Below are 24,894 nucleotides of genomic sequence, written 5' to 3'. Positions count from 1 at the left end.
TGCATTGCACACCAATGCCGACGCCGGGCCTCAATGACCATCAGTTGAGGAGACTGTGTGACTAATCTAGTCGCTGCCGAGACGCCCGTCCGGCGCCGCGATGCACCCCAAGAGGGTCCGCGCAAGGACATCCAGGCCCTGCGGGCCATCGCCGTTGGACTTGTGGTGCTGAACCACTTGTGGCCATTGCGCCTGCCGGGAGGCTATGTCGGCGTTGACGTCTTCTTCGTCATCTCGGGATTCCTGATCTCCAAACACCTGCTGGGTGAACTCGAGCGCACCGGCCGCATCAAGCTGGCGACCTTCTATGCACGCCGGATCAAGCGGCTGCTTCCGGCAGCCATGCTGGTGGCAGTGGTGTCGCTTGCCGCTGCCTGGATCCTGCTCCCGTTCTCCCGATGGCAGGCCATTGCCCAGGAAACGATGGCCTCGGTCTTCTATGTGGAGAATTGGCTGCTGGCCGCCAAATCGGTGGACTACTCGGCGCACAATGACGCTGCCTCCACCGTCCAGCACTACTGGTCATTGTCGGTGGAGGAACAGTTTTATCTGGTCTGGCCGCTGCTGCTGCTGGTTCTGTTTGTCCTGCCCTCCAAGTGGCGCCTTCGCCGCCGGTCGTTCATGGTGCTGGGCATCTCCATTGTCAGCGTCGCTGCATTCCTGTTCTGCATCTGGATCACGTTCGCGCACCGGAGCGAGGCGTACTTTGTAACCCCCGCGCGGGTGTGGGAGTTTGGCGCGGGGGCTCTGTTGGCCGTGGCGGGAGTGCGCTGGTTCCCCGGGTTCAGCACCGCTGTCCAGCGGTCCACAGCTGGCGCCGCCCAGTGGCTTGGCTATGGACTCATCGCGTACTCGGCCTTTACCTACAACGAGCAGACCTACTTCCCCGGCTTCGCCGCAGTGGTTCCGGTCCTGGGAACGCTGCTGGTCATTGCCTCCGGCCCCCGCGGCCCGCTCTTCTCGCCCAACACGCTGTTGGCCGTACGCCCCGTGCAGTTCCTGGGCGACGTTTCCTATTCGCTGTACCTGTGGCACTGGCCCCTGATCATTCTGGCCCCCGCCGTTCTCTCGCGCGTCCCGAACTCCCTGGACAAGGTGGCCATCCTGGTCCTGGCCATCGTGTTGGCCTACTTGTCCAAAAAGTTTGTCGAGGATCCGGGCCGCTCCAAGCTCTTCAAGGGTGCCCGGCCCAGGACGACATTCATCGCCATGGTCGTGTCCATGGGGCTCGTGGCAGCGCTCGGCGGCGGCATGCTGGTGGGCCTTGGCCAGGCCCAGCAGGCCGAGGCGGTCAAGATCCAGAACATGTCGGGGCAGCCCTGCTACGGCGCGCGCAGCATGGATCTGGCCAACAATTGCCAGAGCCCCTTTGGCGCACCGGAGGTGGCAAACGTTGGTGCCGACGAGGCGCCGTGGTTCGACGCACCCGAGTGCCAACCGGCGGCTGTTCCGATCGAGGCCAAGGGGCAGAAGCTGCTGACGAGCTGTGACTTCACCGGAGGCAGCGCCCCTGCGGCAACTGTGTGGCTGGTGGGGGACTCCCACGCGGAACAGTGGAAAACCGCTGTCTACGAAATGGCCAAGGCCAACAAGTGGGCGTTGAACGAGTCCCTGCTGGGCGGCTGCCCGTTCATGGGTGCCAAGCGGACGGCGTTCATGGGAACGCCCACACTGGACCCCGCCACCCAGGAGAAGTGCATTGACTGGGGAAGCCAGGTCACTGCACGCATCACGGCAGAGAAGCCGGACATGGTGTTCGTATCCTCATTTGGTGCCGGCGAGACGATCGATGACGGGACAGGCCGCCCGCAGAGCGAGCAGTACTTTGACGGTGCCAGCCGGGCCATGGCCGCCTGGACCGCCGCTGGAACAGATGTCTTCGTGTTCCGCGACTCGCCGCTGACACTGCACCACAGCAGCCCGGACTGCGTGGCGTTGAACCCGGCAGAGCCGCTGAACTGCGCCAACAACCGGGCCGAGGCACTCCAACCGGACCCCATTGCGGAGGCCGCCGTGCGGATGAACAACCCCAAGGTCCATGTGCTGGACTTTTCCGACCAGTTCTGTGATGAGCAGAAGTGCTACGCCGTCATTGGTGGGCTGCATGTCTATTTCGACACCGACCACGCATCACGGAGCTACATCAATTCGATGGTTCCGGTGATCACCCAGCGGTTTGAGGCCGCCAGGCGCTAGACGCGCCGGCCGTCAAGGCTGGGGGATGCGAAAAGACCTGCGGGTTGGGTGGGGCCAAACGACCTCCACCCAACCCGCAGGTCTTTTCGCATCGGCGAAGTCCTAGGAGCGCACCGGCTGCTGCCCAAACCCTGCGGATGGCGGGGGAGAGGCAGTTTCGGCTGCCTCGACAGCCTTGACCCTGCGCATGGCGGCGGAGACGGTCAGGGAGGCGAGCAGGATGAAGAACGGTATGTACATGTAGAGGTACCGCGACCGGGCTTCAAAGAGCAGCAGGAAGACCACCAGGGCCAGCAGCGTCAGCCGGACAACGGATGCCGCCGCACCGAACAGGCGTCTGTCCCGCAGCAGGAAAGGTGCCGCCACCAGGAGCAGCACCACCAGCCAGAAGGCCTGCCAGAACGAGCGCAGGAACTGGAAATCCGAGCCGGTGAAGTCGAAGTACTGCTGCAGGGAAACGCTGAGCGGATCTTTGGCTTCCAAATCGACAGGCTTCCGCGCCATCCCCTCGCCCCAGGCGAAGAACGAACCGTCGCCAAGGAATGACTTTCCCTTGTCGAAAAGGAAGTTGACGTAGCCCCACGGACCCATCTCACCCACACGCTCGGCATAGACGTCGATCCCATTTTGGAATCGTTCGGAGGGGTCCTCGATGGCCTTGGTTTCAATCACATCGTCGACATTGAACCCGCCGAGTCCCTGCGCCCCCATTTTCAGGAAGTGCGTGGCGGGGAATTCCTTGTCGTTGTCCTTCAGATTGAACGTCAACGCACCGGAGTTCGTCTCGGCGGTTTTGATGGCGGTGCTGCCGGCGAAGAAGGCTGCCAATGCCACCACCGTGGACAGGGCCGCAAAGGCGATGGGCCTGAAACCGTCGCGCTTGATGCTCTTGGTCAGGAAATTGACGGCGACGGCGGCAATCAGGACAAAGATGACGGTGGGTTTTACGAAGAATCCGACCACCGCCACCAGCCCCATGGCTGCCCAAAGGGCCAGCACCGCGGCGGGGCGGGTGGAACTGCGCGCCAGCAGGAACAGGTACACCAGCAGGATCGGAAAGATCATGCCCAGGGTGTCCGAATAGGGAACCGAAATCCAGGGGCTGATGCCAATGAAGACCGCGCAGGGAATCATGGCAAAGACCGCCACGGCATAGCCGGCCATGCGCCGGGCGACAAGGAACGTCAGGAGCACGGAGACAGTCATGACCACGGCGTTGGCAACGATCGCACTGAGGTACAGATCGGGAACCTGCAGTGCATGCATGACGGTGAGGTACTCCTTCAGGACCAAAGCCAGCATGATGTTGTTCGGGTACATGGAGTAGTAGTCTTCGTCCAACGTGCTGGCTTCACCCGTTGCCAGTGCCGCCGCGCTCTTGAAGATCATTCCAGCGTCCCAGTCGGTGACGAACTGCACCGAATGGCCAATGGCCGTTTGCACTGTCGCCAAGGCCACCATCAGGGCCCCGCCGATGCTCCATCGCAGCGCCCCGGGCAATCCCTGCAGCCACCGGCCGATGAATCCACTGGCCCGGTGGAACGTTGGAATCAGCAGGCAGATGGCAAGGGCCGACAGGGAAACGGCGAGCACGTTGTAGGCCCAGATCAGATCGATCGGCGAAAACAGAATGCCGACAAGGAATATGCCGATGATGGCGCAAAAGGCCAGTTGCGGAACACGCAGGAGCCATGATCCGCCAATGCGTTCGGTCAGCTCAAAGGATTTGATGCTGAACAGGCTCCGGTAGAAGCGGCGGATGTTTTTGGCATCCCAGACCAAGGTGCCAGCTGCAACCGTGGCAAGCAGTTGGAAGGCGCGGTTGGGAACCAGCCAGGGCGAGATGAAAAAGGCGAGCACGGCAACGGCGAACGTCACAAGGACCTGGCGGCGGTGGGTGCGCAACCCCGCCGCCATGGAAGGAAGGAACACCCTAGCCAACGCGGGCAGCCTTTTTCCCGCTGAAGACCCACACCCGCATAAGGAAAAACGTGCAGACCGCTACGGCGGCGATGGCGCCGAATTGGACGGGGATCTGCGGCAGGCCGTTGACATCGACCAGGAACCAGAGCAGGAAGTAGTTCAGGGAGTAGCCAACCACGTTGACACCGAGGAACCGGACCACTGCCGGGCCAATGCTGCCCTTGTGGGCGAACGTCCACTGCCTGTTGCCAAAGAAGCTGATGCCCATGCCCACGACGTAGGAAACAGTCATGGCCGGCAGTGCTCCGGCGCCGAGCAGTGACAGCAGGATGAAGATGCCGTAGCCGACGGCGTTGTTGGCCAGGCCGACCAGGATGAACTTCGCGGCCGGACCGGCCAGAAGGGTGCCAAGGGCGCCGCGTGCCAGGCCGGCGCTCATCGGAGCACATCCGAGACGGGCCGGCTGGAATAGACGGCGCGGACACCGTAGAGCGGCCGGTTTTGGACCTGGGTGTAGATCCGGCCAACGTAGCCGCCCAAAATGCCGAGCATCATGAGCTGGAGCCCGCCCATGAACAGCACCGAAATCACGATGAATGTCCACCCCTCGATCACGGCGGAGGGGACAAAGAGCTTCATGAACAGCGCATAGAGCACGCCCACGACGCTCAGGGCTGCCGCAGCAAAGCCAACCCGGGAGATCACTGTCAGGGGGAATGTTGAGAAGCCCAGGATGCCATCGGCGGCCAGTTTCATCATCTTGCGCAATGGATAGCCAGTGGAGCCTGCGAAGCGTTCGTCCCTGTCGAATTCGACGGCCACCTGGCTGAAGCCGACATAGGAGACCATGCCGCGGATGAACCTGTCGTGCTCACGGAACTTGTTGACTTCATCGACCACACGGCGGTCCAGCAGCCTGAAGTCGCCAGTGTTCGGGGGGATGTCGATTTCCGACACGCGTTGGAGCACTTTGTAGAACGCCGCGGCCGTTAGCTTTTTGAACGGCGTGTCCTTGCGGGTGCGGCGCTGGGCATAGACGACGTCGTGCCCGGCCTCCCACTGCTCGATGAGCTCAAGGGCGACGGCCGGGGGATCCTGGAGGTCGCTGTCCATGACGATCACGGCCTCGCCGGTGGCGGCGTCCAGTCCAGCGGTCACTGCCAACTGGTGGCCGTAGTTGCGTGCGAAGTCGATGATGGTGACCCGGCTGTCGGACTGCTGCAGGGCCCGCAGCAGCTCGAGCGAGTTGTCCGTGCTGCCGTCGTTGACGAACAAGAGCTCCACCGCATAGGGCAGGCCCCCGATGGTGTCGCAGACGCGTTCGTAGAGGTGCGGGATGTTTTCCGACTCATTGAAAATCGGGAAGATGAAGGAAATGCTGCTTCCGCGCATCTGGGTGCCGCCTGGCTGGCTGTCGTCGGTGGCGTGCTCTAGTCGCATGCACTCACCCGGTAGAGCTTGACGTCGCCAATGGTCTTGACGAGTTCCATGCCCGGGGCCGTACCGTCGGTGAGGGACCGGAGGCCGGTGAAGGGGGTGTCGCCGGGGACAACTTCGAAGTCGCCGAAGTCCAACGCCCAGTAGGCGTTGAGGTCGCGGATGATGGGGCAGACCTTGCTGTTGTAGGCGGCTTCATCCCAGTGGTCCAGAAGGTACTGCTCCTCGGGGGTCCTGTCGCCGAAGATGTGCGGGGCCAGGGTCTGGCGGTCCGACACTGCGTAGACCAGGGAGCCACCCGTGCGCGGGTTGGCCACGACGACGTCGCTGGCGGGGACCAGTTCGGGCACGGCGGCCAGCATCGCCGTCTCATCCGTGGTCAGCAGGTAGGAATTGCTGCTCGTGACGAAGATCGTGTTCAACCGCTGCTGGACGTTGGAGAGCGTGCCACCCTGGGCGGCGAGTCCTAGCACCAGGATCACCGCAATGGCTGCAGCAATGCCCGTGGACTGGGGAAGCCTGGCCGCGATGGGGCGGACGACGGGGGCCAGTGCCTTGGGATTTCCGCGGCCGCTGGCGACGACAAAGTCGCAGAGCGCCCGGATCCTGAAGATCAGCCACTCGCCACCCATGACGGCAACCGGCAGCGTCACGGTGGGCAGCAGAGCGGCCAGCCGGAAGCTGTCGTTGTACCAGACACCCGTCCAAAAGGTCCGGAAATCACCCAGGGCCCAGGACGAGACGATCACGTAGAGCGCGGCACCCACCAGGTACATGCCCAGCACCCACCAGAACTGGCGCAGACGCCTGGCGATGACATACAAACCAATCACTGTGCACAGCAGCATGACCCAGGCCGCCGTTGTGCCCATGGGGGCGCTGGCGAGGACTTCGCCGAGGGCGCGGGCATTGGACTGGAACGGCGTCCAGGGCGCCGCGGCAAGGCTGGGGCGCAGCACCGTCCAAATGACGGTGCCGACAATGAAATACACCACAGTGAACCCCAGCCACATGAGAACGGTCCGGCCGGATTCCGTTCCCTTGCGGAAGCTCTGCCAGCTGCGGATGAGCCTGGCCACCACGAGGGGGGCGCTGAAACCCACCAGTGCGACAACGGTGCTGGGGTGGGCCAGGGCCAGGCCCGGGCCGACGGCGGCCAAGGCAAGCAGCGGAGGCCAGAACGACGTCGGCTTGTTGCGGGACAGGCCCAAAAGTTCGATGACGAGACCCAGCGCGGCGGGAAGCAGCGCAATGGCGGCATGGTTCGGGTACAGGACGCCGAAGGCCACCATGAGGTACGGGAAGGCGCTGAAACCGGCGGAGAGGACGCCCGTCAGCAGGATCGCCACGGGGCGGTTTCCCACGATGCGGGTGGTCAGGAAGATGCAGGACAGCGGCCAGATGAGGGCGCCGATCACCACGGTGCCGATGTTGACGGCCTCCATGACTGTTGATCCGCCGGCCATGTAGACCAGGGCCATGAGGTCGTGCATGGCTGCCGGGTAGAAGCCGGCCGAGGCCTCCGTCAGATTGCCCAGACGGAGTGAGGACCCCATCTGGTGGTCGGCGATGAAACGTACAGCGTTGAGGTGGTAGACGTTGTCAAAGGTTTGGGACAGATTGTCAGGGTGGGCGAAGCCCCTCAAATACCTGTAGGTAATGACCAATGCGGGGAAGGCCACGGCGGCAATGACCACGAACGGGCCCGCCCAGCGGCGATGCGAGGCGAGGGGAAGACGGCCATTGGCGCCGAGGACCCCGTAGCCAGCGCCGGCGGTGCCCTTTCCTGCGCGGCGCACCAGCAGCGTCCGCAGCCCAAAGGCCACTGCAGCCAGCACGGCGCTGGCGGCGAAATACGTTCCGGGGTTGTACGGCACGCCGGCAAGGCCGAAGACGATGGCCAGCACTGCTGCAACGGTGAAGGAAACGGGTGCGGCAAGCGAAACGAGGTTCAGCCGGCGCACGCCTGCTGCTGCCAAGATGGCTATGCCTGGGGCAAAGAAGACCAGTAGCGTCAATAAGAACGTGGGGCCTGTTTGCAACCAGGTCATTAAGAAATCTCCTCAGAATACCAACTCAACCCTCCAAGTATGCCTTGTTTTCCTTGGGGCAATGGCATATTGGGGCACGCCGGGGGCAGCCTGTGGGGGACCTCATTCTTGGTATAGTGGAGCATCATGGGCAACTCTACGACTTCAGACGTCCTCATCATCATGCCTGCATGGAACGAGGCGGAGGCCATCGGGGACACCATCCGAGAAGTACGCCGAACCGTTTCCCACGATGTCCTCGTGGTGGATGACGGTTCCAAGGACGACACCGCCAAGGTAGCGCAGGCGGCTGGTGCCACGGTGCTCCGGCTGCCCTTCAACCTCGGTGTTGGTGGTGCCATGCGCACCGGTTTCAAGTACGCCATCCGCCACGGCTACAAGGCAGCCATCCAGGTTGATTCGGACGGCCAGCACGATCCCCTCGACATTGACCGGGTCCTGGCCGGGCTTGAAAACGCTGACATTTCCATCGGTGCCCGCTTCGCCGGTCGCGGCAACTACGATGCCAAGGGACCGCGCCGCTGGGCCATGTCCGTCTTGGCCAAGGTCATTTCCTGGGTTGCCCACACGGAACTGACGGATGTCACCAGCGGATTCCGGGCCGCCAACCAGCGCGCCCTGCACCAGTACATCGACCACTTTCCCGCCGAGTACCTTGGCGACACCATCGACTCGCTGGTCGTTGCGATCAAGTCGGGCTGCCGTGTAACGCAGGTTCCGGTGGAGATGAAGGTGCGCCAGGCGGGAACCCCGAGCACGAGCCCCCTTAAATCCACCATCTACCTTGCGCGGTCAGGGCTTGTCCTGTGCTTTGCACTTGCACGACGGCGCACACCGCCGGTGAATAGAACCCATGCGCCCGAACTCGGTGCCATGGCCGGCGAAAGCGGTATCGAATCATGAGCGTAGCCTCAACATTGGTGTTTGCCATTGTCATGGTCCTCGCCGTCCTCCAGATGCTCCGGCGCGGGAAGCTGCGCGAGAAGTACACGGTCCTCTGGCTTGTGGTCGGTGGACTCACCATCATCCTGGGCCTTTTCCCGCACTTGCTGGACTGGTCTGCCGCCCTCGTGGGCGTCCGTGTTCCCTCAAACCTGCTGTTCGCGCTGGCCATCGTGCTCCTTGTCGGCGTCGGCCTGCATGTTTCGCGCGAACTGACCATCCTCGAGGATGAAACCCGGATTCTGGCGGAGGAGGTTTCCATCCTGCGTTCAGGCCTGGAAGCCGTCCAGGCCAGGCAAAATGCTGCCGAGGCCGCATTCAAAAACGTTGACGACGAGGCCGTACGGCCTACCAACAAGGGAAGAAATTAATGACCATTGATGTAATGCTGCCGTACTACGGTGACGTAGCCATGATGAAGGCGGCCGTCGACTCGATCCTCACCCAGGAGGACCGCGACTTCCGTCTGACCATCGTCGACGACGGATACCCGGATGAGACGCTGCCGGCGTACTTCAAGTCCCTGACGGACAACGATGACCGCGTGCGCTACCTGCGCAACGAGAAGAACCTCGGCGCCAATGGCAACTACCGCAAGTGCCTGGGCCTGTTGGAGCACGACTACACCGTGATCATGGGTGCAGACGACATCATGCTGCCGAACTACATCGCCACCATCCGCAAGGCCTTCCTGAACCCCGAGGTGGACATCGTCCAGCCCGGCGTCGAGGTCATCGACGAGACCGGCGTTGTCTATGAACCGCTGGGTGACAAGGTCAAGGCCTACCTGCGCCGCCGCGCCGTCGGCGATGCTGCAGACGCTGTGATTGCGGGCGAGCCGATTGCCAAGAGTCTGATCACCGGCGACTGGCTGTACTTCCCCTCCGTGGCCTGGCGTTCCTCCGCCATCACCAAGCACAGCTTCCGCCAGCAGTACGATGTGGTCCAGGACCTGGCCCTAGCCATGGACATCATCATGGACGGTGGCAAGATGATGGTTTCCGACACCGTCTGCTTCCAGTACCGCCGCCACCGCGAATCCGATTCTTCGGTGCGGGCCTTGGACGGACGCCGCTTCGCCGAGGAGCGCGCCTTCTTCGATGAGTGCGTGCGCGACTTCCGCAAGCTGGGCTGGAACAGCGCAGCCAATGCGGCACAGGCCCACTTCTCCTCACGCCTGCACGCCCTGACCCTGGCCCCCAAGGTCATTCAGAAGCGGATGTGGCCGGGGCTGAAGAAGCTGGTCACCCACGCCGTCAAGCCCTAGCTGGCGGTGGTGAAGGACGACGCCGCGGCGAAGCCTGCCATTGCCGGATCCCGTTCAGCACTGCTCTACCTTGTAGGATCCCTCCTGCAGGGGCTGGGGCTGCTGCTCATCCAGCCGTTCGCCGTCCGTGTGCTGGACGGCACGCAATGGGGGCTGGTGTCCACGGCCGTCGTCACCATCCAGGTGGTGGTGGTCCTGCTCTCGGCAGGGCTGCCGCTGGCCATCACCCAGCGCTGGTTTGCCCCCGGCAACGGCCGGGACCGGTCGTTGGGAATGTACGGATTCATGGCGATCGCCTGTCTGGCCATTGGGCTGGCAGCGGCCGCTGTCGTGGCGTTCGCCACGGGTGCGGGCGGCACTGGCATTGCCTGGACCACCGTCCTGGCCATGGTCTGCATCGGCCTTCTGGGGCCGGTGCTCGGCTGCCAGGCAGTGCTTCGGGCCCAGGACCGGCCCATGGCCTTTGTGTTGCTGAGCATTGGATCCTCCGTCCTCGCGAACCTTGCCGGACTTGTGGCGATTGCTGTGGGAACCCCCACGGCTGCCAACTACCTGGGGGCATACACTGCTGCGGTGCTGGCCACGGCCCTGCTGGCCGTTGTCCTGGTCAGGCCCCGCGCGCCCTGGACCGTGAAGGGCGTCGTCGGCGAATCGGGGCGGATTGCCCTTCCTCTGCTGCCGCACACCGGTGCCCTGATGCTGCTGACCCAGGGCGCAGTCCTGCTGCTGGCTGCCGTCTCGGGGCCGGCAACCGCCGGCCAGTATGGGGCGGTGCTGATCTTTGCGACAGGACCGTTGACGGTGCTCAACGCCTTGAACAACTCCTGGTCCACACGGATCATGTCGGTGGGCAGGGACGAACTCGGACCCACGCTGCGCGCCGTGCTGGTGGAAGCGGCACTCAGCGCCGCCGCCGTCGGAATGCTCGCCTCTGCGGCAGCGTCGGTGGGCAGCGCAGTGCTGACGACGGATCCCACCCTGCTGGCACCGGTGGCGCAGGTGCTGCCCTTGATGTCAGTGGGCTATGCGGCCTTCCTGATCGCCGGCAATGTGGTCTATGTGCTCCACCGAACCACCATGATGGCCTACCTGACCCCTGCAGCGCTTCTGCTCTCCAGCGGGGCGGCGCTGGTCCCGGCGTTGGCGGGGGATCTGTTGGCCGTCGCGGCTGCGCATGCTGCAGGATTCACGGTTCTGGGCCTTGCCTATTGGCTGGCGGTCCGCGCGGCGACGCCGGGTGCCTGGCCCATGAAGGTCTTCGTGCTGGCCTTTGCCGCCCATGCGGCGCTGATTGTGGTGCTCTTGCTGGTGCCGGTCTCCCTGGCCACCGGTCTGGTCGAGGCCGGTGTGGTCGGTGCTGGTGCGGCAGCAGCGGCGTTGCTCGTGGTCAAGCGCCGGCGGATTGTGGAGCCGAGCCCGGCGAACTAGCCGGACATGCGAAAGGGGGCTGGAGACTCGTACGAGTCTCCAGCCCCCTTTCGCATGTCCGGCGTCTTGGCTAGCTGATCCACACTCCGCGGCTGGCATCCCAATTGAGCTTTCCGCCTTGGAAGGGCTGGCTGCACGTGGTTTGGCCGGTATTGCAGCTCTGCGGTCCCGTCGGATAGCCTAGGGAGCCGTTCTCAAATCCCCGTGCCTGCCAGGCCGAGCGGATCTGGCCGTTCAGGCTGAGCTGCGCTCCAGTGGCCGGGGACCAGATGATGGCACCTCCGGAGAAGTTCTGGTAGCAGCCGCCGCCCTTGAGGCCACAGACCACATCGGTGGTGGGGTACGCCAGCGGACCCGTTTCAAAGGCGCTTCGCTGCCACGCATCGCGAATGGCACCTGCGGGGCTCGATTGTGCCCCGGTGGCCGGGGACCAGATGATGGCGCCGCGTTGGTAGTTCTGGTAGCAGCCGCCGCCCTTGAGGCCGCAAACGACTCCCGTCGTTGGGTAGCCGTGGGTTCCACCTTGGAAACCCATGCGCTGCCACGCGTCGCGGATCGGCCCGTTGAGGCTGACCTGCCCGCCAGTGGCAGGTGTCCAGATGAGGTACCCGTTTTGGAACGATTGGTAGCAACCGCCGTCCTGCATGCCGCAGACAGGTGTGCCGGTCGGATAGGCCAGCGGCCCCGTTGCGCCTCCGGAAGCCAGCCACCCAGCGTTTATCCCACCGGTGACGTAGAGGGCGCCAACGGCGGCCGTCCAGGCAACTGTTCCGCCCTGGAACAGTTGGTAGCAGGACTGGTTGGTTGGCGTGCAAACCTGGGACCCTGTGGGGTAGCCCAGCGACCCGTTCTGGTACCCGGCGTCGCCCCATGCGGCCCGCAGTGGTCCGTTGAGGCTTGCCTGCGCACCGGTGGCGGGGGAGTAGAGCACGGCCCCGCCTTCAAAGGCCTGGTAGCAGCCGCCATTGGGTAAACCGCAGACGATTGAGCCCGTGGGGTAGCCCAGGCTCCCGGACTCAAACTGGGCCGCGCCCCAGGCCGTGCGGATGGGCCCGAACGGGCTCAACTGGGCACCGGTTGAGGGGGACCAGATGATGGCGCCGCCTTCATAGAGCTGGTAGCAGCCGTCCTTGGCAAGACCACAGGTTTCTGACCCGACAGGGTAGCCCATCGGCCCGTTCTCGGCTCCGGAATTGCGGTAGGCGGTGCGGATTTCACCTGCACGGCTGACTTGGGCGCCGCTGCCGGGGGACGAGAAGATCTCCCCGCCCAGATACGCCTGGAAGCATCCGCTCTTGGCGAGGCCGCAGAGGATTCCACTGCTTGGGTAGGAGAGCGCTCCGTTCTCAAATCCCTGGCCACCCCAAGCGTCGCGGATGGCGCCATAGGGGCTGACCTGGGCACCCGACGCCGGGCTCCACACGATGGCGCCGTTGGTGAACATCCTGAAGCACCCATTGTTGGCCAGTCCACAATTCACCTGGCCCTGGCCGGTTCCGATGGATGGATTGGCGGCCGCAGCGGCCTGGATCGCGGCCGCCTGGACCGAGAGGGCCCCGCCGGCAAAGGTCTTCAACTGATCCATTCCACCGTTGAAAACGTTGGAGTCGCCGACGAACGGCCCCGTGCTGCTGAACTGCCAAAAGGTGTACTGCGGCCAATTGCCAGGCATCCACACATCATTTGCAGCAGCACCATATGCGGCGATCCACAACGGATTGGCCTGGCTGAAGATGCTGCTCTTTCCCAGGCAGTCCTGCCAGAAGTAGTAGGCCGTGTAGATGACGGCATCCCGGCCGGTGAGGGCCTTGTAGGTGATGGTGAAGTCTTTGGTCCACGCCACCAGCTGGCTCGGCGTCATGCCGAAGCAGGTCCCGCTGCTGTCGCTGCCGTTGGCTTCCAAATCGAGAACGCCGGGAAGGGTCATGCCGTCAGCGGACCACCCGCCACCGCTGTCAACGAGGACAGCGGCCTGGTTCGCGCCGCTGGAGAGGTTGGGCCGGGCGAAGTGGTACGCACCGCGGAGCATGCCGACTCCGGCGGCTCCGTTGTACTGCTGGGCAAAGTAGTCATTGAGCGTCCACGGGCCTTCGGAGGCCTTGACGTAGGCAAACCGGGCACCACCGTTCCAGGCGGCCCGCCAATCCACGTTCTGCTGCCATCCGCTCACGTCCATGCCTGCCGGCATTCCCTCGGTTCCGGCCGGTTGCCCAGAAGCCTTGGGGGCGGCTTCGGACAGCGTCTGGCTTTGCGGTGCGGCGCCAAGCGCGGAGGGCGCAATGGCGCGGGGGGTGTTCTTGCCGGCAGCGCCCATGACAGCGCCCGCTCCGGTCGGCTTCGCCACCACTTCGCCATTGGGCAGCGTCACAGCAAGTTCAGCCGCGGCGGCCTCCGGTTGGGGCGGCGCGGGGGTTTCGGCCGAGGCGGCCATTGGTGCGAGCAGTGCAGCCAGCATGGCGAGGGCAGCTGCTGCCCCCGTGGCGAATCGAAGCCTGTGCTGTGTCCCTCTGGGTGGAAGCTGGGGCATAGTGGACCCTTTTCTGCGGTGTAGTGGTGTCCTGGCGCGGAGTGGATGCCGATTCTGCGCTGTTGCGGGTGTGCTGGACTGGCCGGCTGGCGGCATGTTTTGGGATGGGTAGACCGTCACACCATAACATTTGCGTTGAAAATGAGCTCAAAGTGGCTCCTGTGATTTTTGGGACTGCTGATGCAGCCCGCCAACGCGACTTCGCCCGCCGCAACCACGTTGCGGCGGGCGAAGTGGTGACGGGTGGTGGTTACTTGTAGCTGATCACCGTCCCGGTCGCAGCCGTCCACGTGATCCGACCACCCACGTAGTCCTGGTAGGTCACCCCACCCACGACATACTCATTGCTGATCGGATACCCCAGCCGGCCGTTCTCATACCCCTGGGAAGCCCACGCAGCACGGATCCCGCCCCGGGAGATCTGCGCCCCCGTCGCAGCCGACCAAATGACCGCCCCGCCCTGGTAGTTCTGGTACGTCCCGCCATTGACCAGACCCGTGACAATGTCCGTCGTCGGATACCGCAGCGCACCACCCTCATACCCCTGCGCAGCCCACGCCGTCCGGATCACACCCATCGACAGATGCGCCCCCGTGGCCGGCGACCACAGGATCGCCCCGTTCTGGAAGTTCTGGTACGCCCCACCGTTGACCAGACCCCCCACCTGGTCGCTCGTCGGGTAGCCCAACACACCATCCTGGAACCCGTACTGGCCCCACTTGTCACGCACCGCCCCATAGGAGACATGCGCGCCCGTCGTCGAGGAGGAAATCATCGCCCCGTTTTGGAACGTCTGGTAGTAGCCGCCCCCGACAAGACCGCCCACCGTGTCGCTGGTGGGATAGCCGAAGTAGCCGCGCTCATACCCATACGCAGCCCACAACGCCCGGATGTCGCCCATGGAGGTATGCGCCCCCGTGGACGGCGACCACAGAATCGCCCCATTCGTATACAACTGGTAGCAGCCGCCATTGACCAGCCCACACACCACCGGACCCGTCGCCGAACCAACCGCCGGCACCGCCGCAGCCTTCGCCGCAATCGCCCCCGCCGCAGCCGGCAGGGAAGTGCTGTCGTAGAGTTCGTAGTCGTCAGTGACCAGGGTGCCCACTGATTGCAGGTTCAGCCCGACGGAAATCGCATTTGCACCGGCAGGCACCGGCGGCGAGGTCCAGTAGGTCTGCGCCCAGTTGGCCGATGCAACAATCGTGGGGCTGGCGGTCCAGAACACCCAGGTACCCAGTCCCGTCCTGTAGTACAGCTCAAACTGCGTAGTCGTCGTGGACTTGTACCAGGCCGACATTTGGTAGGTCTTGCCCGGCGTGGCGCTGGGAGCACATTCGCCCAGATCCAAGGTGGGCAGCAGCTTGGCGTCACCACTGGTGTAGGCCGACATGACCAGCTGTTCGGCAACAGCGCCCGTGTGTCCAGGCGTGACGCTGCTGAAGACGTGGGTGTTGGTGCCGAACGTTCCAGCCGCCCAGCACTGCGGCAGTCCTGACGCGGCAGGGCCCGCCGTTTCCAAACCAGGATTCTTCAGCAGATTGCCAACTGTCACAGGAGGCGGAGCTGCAGGACCGGCAACGGTGGGCTTCACTGTCCCGCCGATGACCTGGTCCACCGTCTTGACCACAATCCGGCCGGCCGTTTGCTCGGCGGCCAGGAAATCAATGAGGCCATTGAAGTTGGCAGTGGTGATGTTCAGTGGATCGGAAGGAAAGTTGATGTGGTGGAAGGTGTACTGGATCCAGCCACCCGGCGCCGTTGCAGCAGCCGTTTCGGCCTTGGTGACCAAATCGGTGAGGTTCGTCGGGGTCCAGGTGCTATCCACCTCGTCCGGGGCCGCTGTGAGGAATGGGTCCGCCGGAGGCAGCGTCTCTGCTACCGGGAATCCTGCTGATCCCGGAATCTGGCTGGCGATGTCCCCAAGGCCGCGGGCGCTGTTGTAGCCGCAGTCCGCCACAGTCTGTTCGACAGCGGGCGTCAACGATGCGAACGGGTACGCGAAGCTCGTGATGCGGAAACCCATGTTGGTCAGATTCACGCGGTCATTGCAAACCTGGCGCTTGACCTCGTCGGCGCCCATCTGGGCCAGATCGGGGTGGGTGACGGTGTGACCAGCGATCTCATTCCCCGCCGTCTGAAGAGCCAAGGCCTGGGCTGTCGTCATATACGCGTCGGCATTGAGATAGCCGGACGGAACGAAGAACGTGCCCATCAGGCCCTTCGAATTCATATACTGCGCCGCTGCGACTTGGTCGACGTTGGCGTCATCGAACGTCAATGTCACTGTTACTGGAAGCGCTGCATGCGCTGGAGGGGCCAGAACGGCCGCGTTGAAGAGCGTGGCCAGCAGCAGAGCCGCCGCGCCCATGGCTGAGCCGGTGGCCCAATGAGATCGTTGATTTTGAAAGGGGTGGCCCCGCCCTAGGCGGGAGGCCACGGTCCACCTGTTTCGCATCGCAAGTCCGTTCGTCGCGCCCGCGGCCTGACTGGTGATGTGGGTGGAGTCCCTTCCTGCGCATTCCCCGTTGCGCGGATATCGAGTTACCAGTGCTGGTCGTTGGCATTCCTGTGTCGGCAACAAGCAGTGGTTGGGAAGGGTCCGTTGACCTTTGGATTGTCAACGTCCGCTTCCCAACTACTGCCAGTGAACGCGATGCTACGGCCCGCCCTAGGGGGTGTCAACAGATCCAACCCGCTGGCCGGATCTCGGTATCGGACCGTGTCCTACCGGAAGGTGACGGCAGCGCCGGACGCTGCGGTCCAGGTGATGCGCCCACCCTCGAAGTCCTGTGCCGTCGCACCCGCGCCGGCCGCGTATTCATTCGTGGTGGGATAGCCGAGCCGTCCGTCCTGGTACCCGTTCTCACCCCACGCCTGGCGGATGCCGCCGACGGAGACATGGCCTCCAGTGGCCGGGGACCAGACGATGGCCCCGCGCTGGTACATCTGGTAGACGCCGCCGCGGACCATGCCGCCGACCTCATCGGTGGTCGGGTATCCCAGGAAGCCATCCTGGTAGCCCTGCGCGGCCCACGCATCGCGGATGCCTCCCACTGAAACATGCGGCCCGGTTGCAGGGGACGACACGATGGCGCCGCGCTGGAACATTTGGTAGGACCCGGAATTGGCCAGACCGCCGATTTCGTCGGTGGTGGGGTAGCCGAAGGCTCCATTTTCGAAGCCATAACTGGCCCACAGCTGGCGGATGGCACCGGTTGACGTGCGCGCTCCCGAGGAAGGAGACCAGATGATGGCTCCGGTGGGGTACAGCTGGTAGCAGCCGCCGTTGGCGATGCCGCATACAACAGGTCCCAGCGGCGAGCCAATTCCTGGCGTCTGCGCTGCCTTGGCTGCAATGGCCGCGGCGCCCTGGGCAGATGGGAGAGGTGGCCGGGTGGCCGGGTATCCGGCGAGGTTGGAAACCACCAGATGCCAGCCCTTGTACGGCTCGGTTGTTGGCACCACGAATCCGATGCCGACGTCGCTGGCCTTGGGGTTGAGGATTGCCGCCCGGTGGGCGGGGGAGTTCATCCACCAATCGACAATGTTTTGCGCTGTGAAATTGAACCCAATGATCTCGCCATACCAGTCAAACCCCCGCGGAAGAAGGCTCCCCCCGGCGTCCGGGCGGTGGATGGTGCCGAAGTCCCAGTCCGGATTTCGAGTGGCCACACCCAACTGGTCGGCCCAGTCCTGGGAGACATCGGCGATCTTTTGGTTCCAGACCAGGTCTGGAAGTCCTGCGGCCCGGCGCTGGACATTCATCAGGTCGAACACCTGGCGCGCGTAGCTGTCGATGTCCTTGGACTGCGGCTCCATCCGGCTCTGGGCCATCGGCCCCGTCGCGGAGCCAACGAATCCAGCCGGGGGCACCTCGGGGATCAGCACCGAGCCAACCGGGGCCAGCGACGGCGTGGCGAACGGCGACGGTGCCACAGGCTGGGGGGCCACCTGCGACGGCGGCGGCGGACTGGTTGCCATGCTGCCATCAGTTGCTTGGGGCGAGGCGCTGGCGGTGCTGGACGCAGCATCCGGGAGGGCTGTTGCGCAGGCCGCGCCCATCAGGGAGAAGACGGTGGTGGCAGCGAGCACAGACGTGAGGGCCGCACGGATGGGCATAGTCGATTTCGACGGAAGTGTTTTTGGCTTCACGTTGGTGTATTTCCTTGGATAGAGACCGCACTGGCCAGCGCGTACCAATGGGGGGATGAGCCCCAGAACCGTGGCTCGCTGAAAGTTCCCTTGCATCCTACGCGAAGGGGGTGTCCAGACAAGGTTGGCGCGGCAGCGCAAACGGGCGGCCGGGGCGGACAATGGATCATGACGCAGCACCCTCCACCCGGATCGACAGCCCTTGCGGACTATCTGCACGCCCAGGCCGGCGAGCTGCGCCATTGCGCGCATTTGATGGCGGTTCAGGCAACGGAGGCCGTCCATGACATGCGCTCCACTGTCCGGCGGCTGCGCTCCGTCCTTGCCATGGTCCAGCACCTGCACCAGATGGACGTGGAGGAGGCCGCCCAGCTCCAGCTCCAGCTGCGCCGTCTGACCCGGCTGCTTGCTGAAGCGCGGGAAACCCAGGTCCTTCGGGCCCGCGTTGAGGAACTGTCCCAGGCCCACCCGGAATTGTGCGCCACGTTGTCCGTCTTGTCCCGGCAGGAGGTGCTCGCCGTCGCCCTGACCCGGGCCGCCGTCGAAGATGGCCGCTGCATGGCACTGGCTGCAGACATCGATTCCGCGGCATCTGCCATGGCGCCGGTGGCCCGCCCCCACCAGCGAGAGCAGTTGGCCGCACAGTGGAAGCGGCTGGGCAAGCTGCAGGCTGCCGCAGACCGCGTGCATTCTGAGGCGGTCGATTCCGCCCTCCACGCTGTCCGCAAGCAAGCCAGGCTCTTCCGCTATGCTGCGGAGGCCGCTTCGCCGGACCTTGGCAGGTTGTGGCTCGACCGGGGGGCAGCGGCGCGCCAGATCCAAGAGGTGCTGGGCGAGCACCAGGACGCCGTCTTGGCTGGACAGTTTTTCCGGGGTCTGGACGAGGCCCTTCTGCCGGCGGAGACCGCAGCCTTGCTGGGCACCGTCGAGGAGGCACGCCGTCGGAACGCACAGGAGAGGTTCAGCCGGCTGTGGCTGCGGCTCCAGCCAGCGCGCAAGAATCCTAGAAAGCATTAGAGGTGGGATCGCCAAAACCAAGTAGTGCGCACTACGAATTGGGGTGGCCGCGGCGGGAATTGAGTGCTCTCCACTCGTGACGTGATGCTGGGTGCGGCCTACCCTCCGAAATGGACCGCGTTGCCGTCAACCGGCGGCGGCGCCGGAACATGTCGAGACGAACGGGGCGATCGATGGGCGTCAGGGAGAAATTGCCAGGAACAGGGCCGCGGCATCGGGCGGCGCGCCCGCCGGACAACAGGTCCGGGAACAGACCCTGGCGGGCGTGGTGCACTGCGGCCTCCGTTCTGGCGCTGCTGGGAGCAGCCATCGTTGGCATCAGCGTCCCGGCCGCCACCGCCGCCCCCAAGACCATCGTCAGCCTCACCTTTGATGACGGAAACGACAACCAAATGGCTGCGGAGCAGGTCCTCAAGGCCCATGGTTTGGTAGGGACGTTCTTCATCACTACCAGCTGGATTGGCCAGCCATCGTGGTTGACCCGTGACCAGCTGAACACCATAGCCGCGGACGGCAATGAAATTGGCGGACACACCGTCACACATCCTTACTTGACCATGATCAGCGGCACTGCAGCCAAGGCGGAGATCTGTGATGGTCGCGCAACCCTGCAGAGTTGGGGTTTCAACCCCACCAACTTCGCCTACCCCTTTGCCGACGAAAACGCGTCGGTCCAAAACCTCGTCAAGGGTTGTGGGTATTCCAGCGCTCGCAGCTTGGGCGACATCAAATCACCGGCCAGCTGCGCCAACTGCCCCGTGGCGGAGACGCTTCCCCCGGGGAATCCATACGCCACCTTTGCCCCCGACGAGGTCGACAGCACTTGGACCCTGGCCACATTGCAGGGGCTGGTAACCAGCGCGGAGACAACCGGCGGCTGGCTCCAACTGACGTTCCACCACATTGCCGTTGGCACAGATCCGACGCTGACCATCAGTCCCACGATCTTTGGGCAGTTTATTGCGTGGTTGGCAGCGCGGACGGCAAATGGGACGACGTCGGTTCAGACGGTTGCCCAGGCGCTGGGGCAGAGCATCACGCCGACTCCAACGCCGACTCCAACGCCGACTCCAACCCCGACTCCGACCCCGACTCCGACGCCGACTCCAACCCCGACCCCGACCCCGACGCCCAGCCCCTCCCCGAACCCCGATCCGGGTCCTGCGGCGGGGGCGATTGCGGCGAAGGCTGCGGCGGTGCCGGCGGTTGGTTCGGCGACGGGTCCGGTGGTGTGTGGGCTGGTCAATGGCGGCTGCTACCAGTTGTATACGAATGGGGCGATTCTGTGGTCGCCGTCCACGGGGGCGCATACCTCCATGGGCGACATCCGGGCGTTGTGGGCTGCGTATGGGTATGAGCGCGGCTACTTCGGCTATCCCACCAGCGACACGGTGGGCGGTCTTGTCGGGGGCGGCTACTACCAGACGTTCCAAAACGGGGCGATGATTTCCTCCTCGACGACGGGCGCGCATGTCTCCTATGGGGCGGTGCGTGACAAGTGGGGCCAGTACGGGTTCCAGGATGGTGTGTTGGGCTACCCGACGAGCGACCAGGTGGGGGGTCTGGTCAACGGTGGGGCGTACCAGAACTTCCAGAACGGGGCGATCCTGTGGTCGCCGGCCACGGGGGCGCATCTGTCGATGGGTGTGATCCGGACGGCGTGGGCTGCGCAGGGGTATGAGGGTGGTGCGCTGCGGTATCCGACGACGGACATTGTCACGGGTCTGGTCAATGGCGGGACGTACCAGAACTACCAGGGCGGGGCGGTCATTTGGTCGGCTGCGACGGGGGCGCAGATCTCCCGGGGCGGGATCCGTGCTGCGTGGGCTTCCCAGGGGTATGAGAACGGCCGGCTGGGGTATCCGATCAGCAATGAGTATGTCGTGGGTGGGGTGACCTACCAGGACTACGTGGGTGGTCGGATCACGTGGACGGCTGCGACCGGGACGGTGATCAGCTACAAGTAACCACCACCTTCGAATCCTTTCCCGCCGTGGTGCGACTGCGGCGGGAAAAGCCATGCCCTGACGGCCCTGGGCGGTGCAATTGGGCGTTTTCCACAATTTCTCCGGACCCTCTTGATGCACGCCAAATGCAGCCCTTAGGCTCTCACCCAAAGCCCCGCCGAGGGGCCGGCGTCGAACCGACCAGACGACTGGGGGAGCCATGGAAGCACTGAGCCTGGTCGAAGACGAAGTCCGCGAGCTCATCCGGCGCCGGGGTCTGGACCCGCTGCAGCAGGTGCAGGAGGTCCGGCAGCTGGTGGACGCGGCCGTCACCGACTACGACGAGCGGGCCATGCTGGGCGCCGTGCCGCCTCTGGGCCCGACGGATGCCGCCCGCCGGAGCGTGTTTGACGCCGTCGCCGGCTTTGGTGCGCTGCAACCGCTGCTGGATGATCCTGCCATCGAAGAGATTTGGATCAATTCCCCCACGGAGGTCTACGTGGCCCGGCACGGGGAATCCGAACTCACTGCCCTGGCGTTCACCGACCAGCAGGTCCGTGATCTGGTGGAGCGGATGCTGAAGAGTTCCGGGCGGCGCCTGGACTTGAGCAGCCCCTTCGTGGATGCCGCATTGCCGGACGGATCCCGCCTCCACGTGGTGATCCCCGATGTCACACGCAGGCATTGGGCCGTGAACATCCGCAAATTCACGCTGAAGGCGAGCCGGCTGGACCATCTGGTGGAACTCGGTTCGCTGACCAGCGATGCTGCCAGGTTTCTCGGCGCCGCCGTCAGCAGTGGCCTGAACATTCTGGTTTCCGGCGCAACGCAGGCGGGCAAGACGACGATGCTCAACTGCCTGGGCGCCAGCATCGGATCCCGCGAACGGGTGGTCACGGTGGAGGAGATTTTCGAGCTCGCCCTGCCCCTGCGCGATGTCGTGGGGTTGCAATGCCGCCAGCCGAACCTTGAGGGCGAGGGGGAGATCCCGCTGCGCCGGCTGGTCAAGGAGGCCCTGCGCATGCGGCCGGACCGCCTCATTGTGGGCGAGGTCCGGGAGGCCGAAAGCCTGGACATGCTGATTGCGCTTAATAGTGGGCTTCCAGGGATGGGAAGCATCCACGCGAACTCCGCCCATGACGCCGTCGTCAAGATCTGCACACTGCCGCTGCTGGCCGGGACGAACATCAGCTCCTCCTTTGTGGTGCCCACTGTGGCCTCCTGCATCGACCTGGTGGTGCACTGCACCCGCCACGCGACGGGGCAGCGGCAGGTGGTGGAGATCCTCTCGCTGGGACGGCGGGTGGAGAACGGTGTGATCGAGTCCAGCATGGTCTTTGCCCTGGTGGAGGGGCGGCTGGCCGTCTCGGCATCCGCGATGCCCTCGCCGGAGAAGTTCGCCGCCGCCGGCTATGACGTGGCGGCCCTGCTGGGGGCACGCTGATGGCCGCCGCCGTCGGGCTGATGGGCGGGATGGGGCTGTTCCTCATCTGGTGGTCCTGCTGGCCCCGCACAGCGCAGGCGCGCCTGCACGCGCGGCCGGACCGGATCCAGGAACTGCTGCTGCGCGCCGGTGTGGAGAAGGTCAGCTCGAGTGGATTCCTTGCCAGCTGCCTGGCCGTGGGGGCGTTCACCGTCCTGGCGTTCTTTGCCATCACGCGTTCGCTGCCCATTGCCCTGTGCTTTGGCCTGTTCAGCGCCTACCTGCCGCTTGCCGCCGCGCGCTGGCGGGCCCGGCGGCGGAGCGCCCTGCTGCGTGAATTGTGGCCGGATGTGGTGGACCACCTCAGATCGGCCATCCGCGCCGGGCTGTCCCTGCCCGAGGGGTTGATCCAGCTGGGTGAGAAGGGTCCACCGGAACTGCGGAGCGTCTTCGCGGACTTTGGTGCCGACTACCGCTCCAGCGGGCAGTTTGACGCCTCGCTGGAGCGGCTCAAGGACCGTCTGGCGGATCCCGTGGCGGACAGGATTGTGGAGGCGCTGCGCCTCACCCGTGAGGTGGGCGGGTCAGATCTCGGCCGTCTGCTGGGAACGTTGAGCGAGTTTCTCCGCGACAACGCCCGCACCCGCAGTGAACTTGAGGCGCGGCAGTCGTGGACGGTCAATGCCGCCAAACTGGCCATTGCTTCACCCTGGCTGGTCCTGATGCTGCTGGCCACCCGTCCGGAGGCCATCGGGGCCTACAACTCGGCGGCGGGCTGGGTGGTGCTCATTGGCGGGCTGGTGGTCTCTGTCATCTGCTACCGGGTGATGCTGCGGATCGGGGCGCTGCCGGCGGACGAAAGGGTCCTGCGGTGAGCGGCGAATTGTTTGCCGCCGTCACAGCCGGGCTGGTCCTTGGCGCGGGGCTGTGGCTGGTGCTGGTGCGGCTGCCGTTCATGCGGCGTCCGACCTTTGCCGAGCGCATCGAGCCACAACTGCGCTCGGTGGCGCCGCAGTCCCGGCTTCTGGCGGAATCCGACGGGCCGACGGTCCTGTTTGGACCCCTCGAACGGCTGCTGCGGGCCATCCTGGCGGACGCGGCGGGCCAGCTGGGCAGATTCAACATTGGCACGACGGCGTTGACCCTGCGGCTTCAGCAGGCGGGACGGCGCCAGACGGCGTTGGAGTTCCGTGCCACGCAGCTGCTCTGGGCCGCCGGCGGCTTCGCCGTTGCCACGGTGGCCGTGTTGATGGCCGCTGCCGTGGGGCGGCTCAACGTCCCGCTGGCGGTCACCGGCGTCATCGGGTTGTCGGTGGGCGGCTACCTTTTCAAGGACTATCTGCTCAGCGCCGCCATCCGCCGCCGCCATGGGCGGATGCTCGCCGAGTTCCCCTCGCTGGCTGAACTCATGGCGTTGGCCGTCAGCGCGGGGGAGAGCGCCACGGGCGCCTTGGAGCGGGTCTGCCGGTCCTCGCGCGGGGATCTGTCGACCGAATTTGGCATGGTGCTGGCCCAGATGCGCTCAGGCACGCCGCTCATTGAGGCGCTGGAGCAGTTCTCGCACCGCAACCGGGTTCCGGCACTGATGCGCTTTGTGGACGGGATCAGCGTGGCCGTCCAGCGCGGAACGCCCTTGGCCGATGTTCTGCGGGCGCAGGCCCAGGACGTGCGGGACATGGCCAAACGCGAGCTGATGGAATCCGCCGGCAAGAAGGAAATCGGCATGATGGTGCCGCTGGTCTTTGGCATCCTGCCGCTGACAGTCGTCTTTGCCGTCTTTCCGGGGTTCGCGGCACTGTCGCTGGGGTTTTGAGATGGCACACGGATGGACGAACACGACATGCAGTCAGGGACAGGAACAATCAAGCAAAGGGGAAGGCAATGGAGGATTTCACGAAACCGACGGCGGAGCAGGGCCGGACGACGCCGGGCGATGCCGGGGCGAGGACGCTGCGGCCGTTCAGCGTGCCGCTGGTGCTCGGCACCATGGCCATCCTGATGGCGTTGGCCCAAGGCGGCAGGTCGTTGTGGGACAGAGCCGCGGGCAGGAACGACGACGGCGGCGAACGGGGCGACGTACCCGGGTGGGTAATGATCACTTTGATGTCCGCCGTCTTGGTGGCCGGATTGCTCGCCATCGCCGGGCCGGCATTGGAGGGACTCTTCAACCAGGCCATCAGCCAGGTCACCGCCAAACCGTAGCCGCGGCAGATGAGGCCGGCTCGGCGGTGGTGGACTTTGTTCTGGTCTCGGCGCTGTTGACGGTGCTCTTCCTGGCCGTGGTCCAGCTGGCCCTGGTGCTGCACGTCCGCAATACGGTGGTGGATGCCGCATCCTCCGGTGCCCGCTACGGGACGCTGGCGGACCGGAACTCCGGCGACGCCCAGGAACGGACGGCGATGCTGATCACCAACGCCTTGGGCCCGGGCTATGCGCGGGAGGTGTCAACGGCCGTGGAGATGATCGACGGCGTGCAGGTTCTGACGGTGACGGTGCAGTCGGCGCTGCCGGTGGTCGGGCTGCTGGGACCGGCCCAAACGATGACTGTGAGCGGCCATGCGGCGCTTGCTCCGTAGCCT

General features: G+C 64.9%; 19 protein-coding genes. 12 read left to right on the top strand and 7 right to left on the bottom strand.

The genetic code is table 11. The features are described 5' to 3' along the window. The first annotated feature begins 57 nt into the window (after positions 1-57). Positions 58-2,196: an acyltransferase family protein gene (locus K254_RS22955; protein ID WP_051389079.1), complete on the top strand. Its 2,139-nt coding sequence runs from the start codon at positions 58-60 to the stop codon at positions 2,194-2,196. A 102-nt stretch (positions 2,197-2,298) separates the two neighbouring features. On the opposite strand, the gene K254_RS0111515 is transcribed toward K254_RS22955, so the two are convergent. From K254_RS0111515 to K254_RS0111500, 4 genes are read right to left on the bottom strand one after another with little or no spacing between them, the layout of a single operon-like run. Beyond that, complete coding sequence (locus tag K254_RS0111515; protein WP_026555491.1) at positions 2,299-4,101, bottom strand: glycosyltransferase family 39 protein; 1,803 nt, start codon at positions 4,099-4,101, stop codon at positions 2,299-2,301. A 28-nt stretch (positions 4,102-4,129) separates the two neighbouring features. Continuing rightward, positions 4,130-4,558, bottom strand: a complete 429-nt coding sequence (locus K254_RS0111510; RefSeq protein WP_051389078.1) for a GtrA family protein — start codon at positions 4,556-4,558, stop codon at positions 4,130-4,132. Next, on the bottom strand, positions 4,555-5,559 hold the full coding sequence (locus K254_RS0111505) for a glycosyltransferase family 2 protein (protein WP_081710025.1): 1,005 nt from the start codon (positions 5,557-5,559) through the stop codon (positions 4,555-4,557). The genes K254_RS0111510 and K254_RS0111505 overlap by 4 nt, the downstream gene beginning before the upstream one ends. Then, the gene (locus K254_RS0111500; protein WP_155848513.1) at positions 5,550-7,535 is read right to left on the bottom strand and encodes a DUF6541 family protein; all 1,986 of its coding nucleotides are present in this window, start codon (positions 7,533-7,535) and stop codon (positions 5,550-5,552) included. The genes K254_RS0111505 and K254_RS0111500 overlap by 10 nt, the downstream gene beginning before the upstream one ends. Before the next feature lie 198 nt (positions 7,536-7,733). Here K254_RS0111500 and K254_RS0111495 point away from each other — a divergent pair, with 198 nt between their 5' ends. Genes K254_RS0111495 through K254_RS0111480 form a run of 4 tightly spaced genes read left to right on the top strand, consistent with a single transcriptional unit; the run spans position 7,734 to position 11,244 of the window. Further along, entirely contained in the window at positions 7,734-8,510 is a 777-nt protein-coding gene (locus K254_RS0111495) for a glycosyltransferase family 2 protein (RefSeq protein ID WP_026555487.1), read from the top strand. Continuing rightward, positions 8,507-8,920 carry a DUF2304 domain-containing protein gene (locus K254_RS0111490; protein ID WP_026555486.1) on the top strand — a complete coding sequence of 138 codons (414 nt, stop codon included), beginning with the start codon at positions 8,507-8,509 and terminating at the stop codon, positions 8,918-8,920. Before K254_RS0111495 ends, K254_RS0111490 begins: the two co-directional genes overlap by 4 nt. Next, the gene (locus tag K254_RS0111485; protein ID WP_026555485.1) at positions 8,920-9,816 is read left to right on the top strand and encodes a glycosyltransferase family 2 protein; all 897 of its coding nucleotides are present in this window, start codon (positions 8,920-8,922) and stop codon (positions 9,814-9,816) included. Before K254_RS0111490 ends, K254_RS0111485 begins: the two co-directional genes overlap by 1 nt. Before the next feature lie 9 nt (positions 9,817-9,825). Beyond that, complete coding sequence (locus K254_RS0111480) at positions 9,826-11,244, top strand: lipopolysaccharide biosynthesis protein (RefSeq protein ID WP_196810911.1); 1,419 nt, start codon at positions 9,826-9,828, stop codon at positions 11,242-11,244. 70 nt (positions 11,245-11,314) lie between these two features. On the opposite strand, the gene K254_RS22950 is transcribed toward K254_RS0111480, so the two are convergent. The 3 genes from K254_RS22950 to K254_RS24835 all read right to left on the bottom strand — a co-directional run bounded on the left by K254_RS22950 (position 11,315) and on the right by K254_RS24835 (position 17,896). Next, a complete protein-coding gene (locus tag K254_RS22950; RefSeq protein ID WP_081710024.1) occupies positions 11,315-13,771 on the bottom strand; it encodes a GH25 family lysozyme in 2,457 nt (818 codons plus the stop codon). A 250-nt stretch (positions 13,772-14,021) separates the two neighbouring features. After that, the gene (locus K254_RS24840; RefSeq protein WP_051389076.1) at positions 14,022-16,145 is read right to left on the bottom strand and encodes a polysaccharide deacetylase family protein; all 2,124 of its coding nucleotides are present in this window, start codon (positions 16,143-16,145) and stop codon (positions 14,022-14,024) included. A 356-nt stretch (positions 16,146-16,501) separates the two neighbouring features. Continuing rightward, entirely contained in the window at positions 16,502-17,896 is a 1,395-nt protein-coding gene (locus tag K254_RS24835) for a CAP domain-containing protein (protein ID WP_051389075.1), read from the bottom strand. A 201-nt stretch (positions 17,897-18,097) separates the two neighbouring features. On the opposite strand from K254_RS24835, the gene K254_RS0111455 reads away from it, so the two are divergent. From K254_RS0111455 to K254_RS26165, 7 genes are all read left to right on the top strand, one after another. After that, positions 18,098-18,946, top strand: coding sequence for a CHAD domain-containing protein (locus tag K254_RS0111455; RefSeq protein ID WP_026555483.1), 849 nt, complete (start codon positions 18,098-18,100; stop codon positions 18,944-18,946). Between the two features lie 191 nt (positions 18,947-19,137). Continuing rightward, a complete protein-coding gene (locus K254_RS24830) occupies positions 19,138-20,913 on the top strand; it encodes a polysaccharide deacetylase family protein (protein ID WP_196810910.1) in 1,776 nt (591 codons plus the stop codon). A gap of 199 nt (positions 20,914-21,112) precedes the next feature. Beyond that, the gene (locus K254_RS0111440) at positions 21,113-22,336 is read left to right on the top strand and encodes a CpaF family protein (RefSeq protein WP_026555482.1); all 1,224 of its coding nucleotides are present in this window, start codon (positions 21,113-21,115) and stop codon (positions 22,334-22,336) included. Continuing rightward, the gene (locus tag K254_RS0111435; protein WP_026555481.1) at positions 22,336-23,190 is read left to right on the top strand and encodes a type II secretion system F family protein; all 855 of its coding nucleotides are present in this window, start codon (positions 22,336-22,338) and stop codon (positions 23,188-23,190) included. The genes K254_RS0111440 and K254_RS0111435 overlap by 1 nt, the downstream gene beginning before the upstream one ends. Beyond that, positions 23,187-24,128, top strand: a complete 942-nt coding sequence (locus K254_RS0111430) for a type II secretion system F family protein (protein WP_026555480.1) — start codon at positions 23,187-23,189, stop codon at positions 24,126-24,128. The genes K254_RS0111435 and K254_RS0111430 overlap by 4 nt, the downstream gene beginning before the upstream one ends. A 185-nt stretch (positions 24,129-24,313) precedes the next feature. Further along, on the top strand, positions 24,314-24,517 hold the full coding sequence (locus tag K254_RS26170; RefSeq protein ID WP_051389189.1) for a hypothetical protein: 204 nt from the start codon (positions 24,314-24,316) through the stop codon (positions 24,515-24,517). Positions 24,518-24,543: 26 nt separating this feature from the next. Next, a complete protein-coding gene (locus K254_RS26165) occupies positions 24,544-24,891 on the top strand; it encodes a TadE family protein (RefSeq protein ID WP_035749234.1) in 348 nt (115 codons plus the stop codon). Positions 24,892-24,894: the final 3 nt, after the last annotated feature.

It is taken from the genome of Arthrobacter sp. 35W, from assembly GCF_000482545.1.
Lineage (GTDB): Bacteria > Actinomycetota > Actinomycetes > Actinomycetales > Micrococcaceae > Specibacter.
This window is presented reverse-complemented; position numbering and strand designations above follow the sequence as displayed.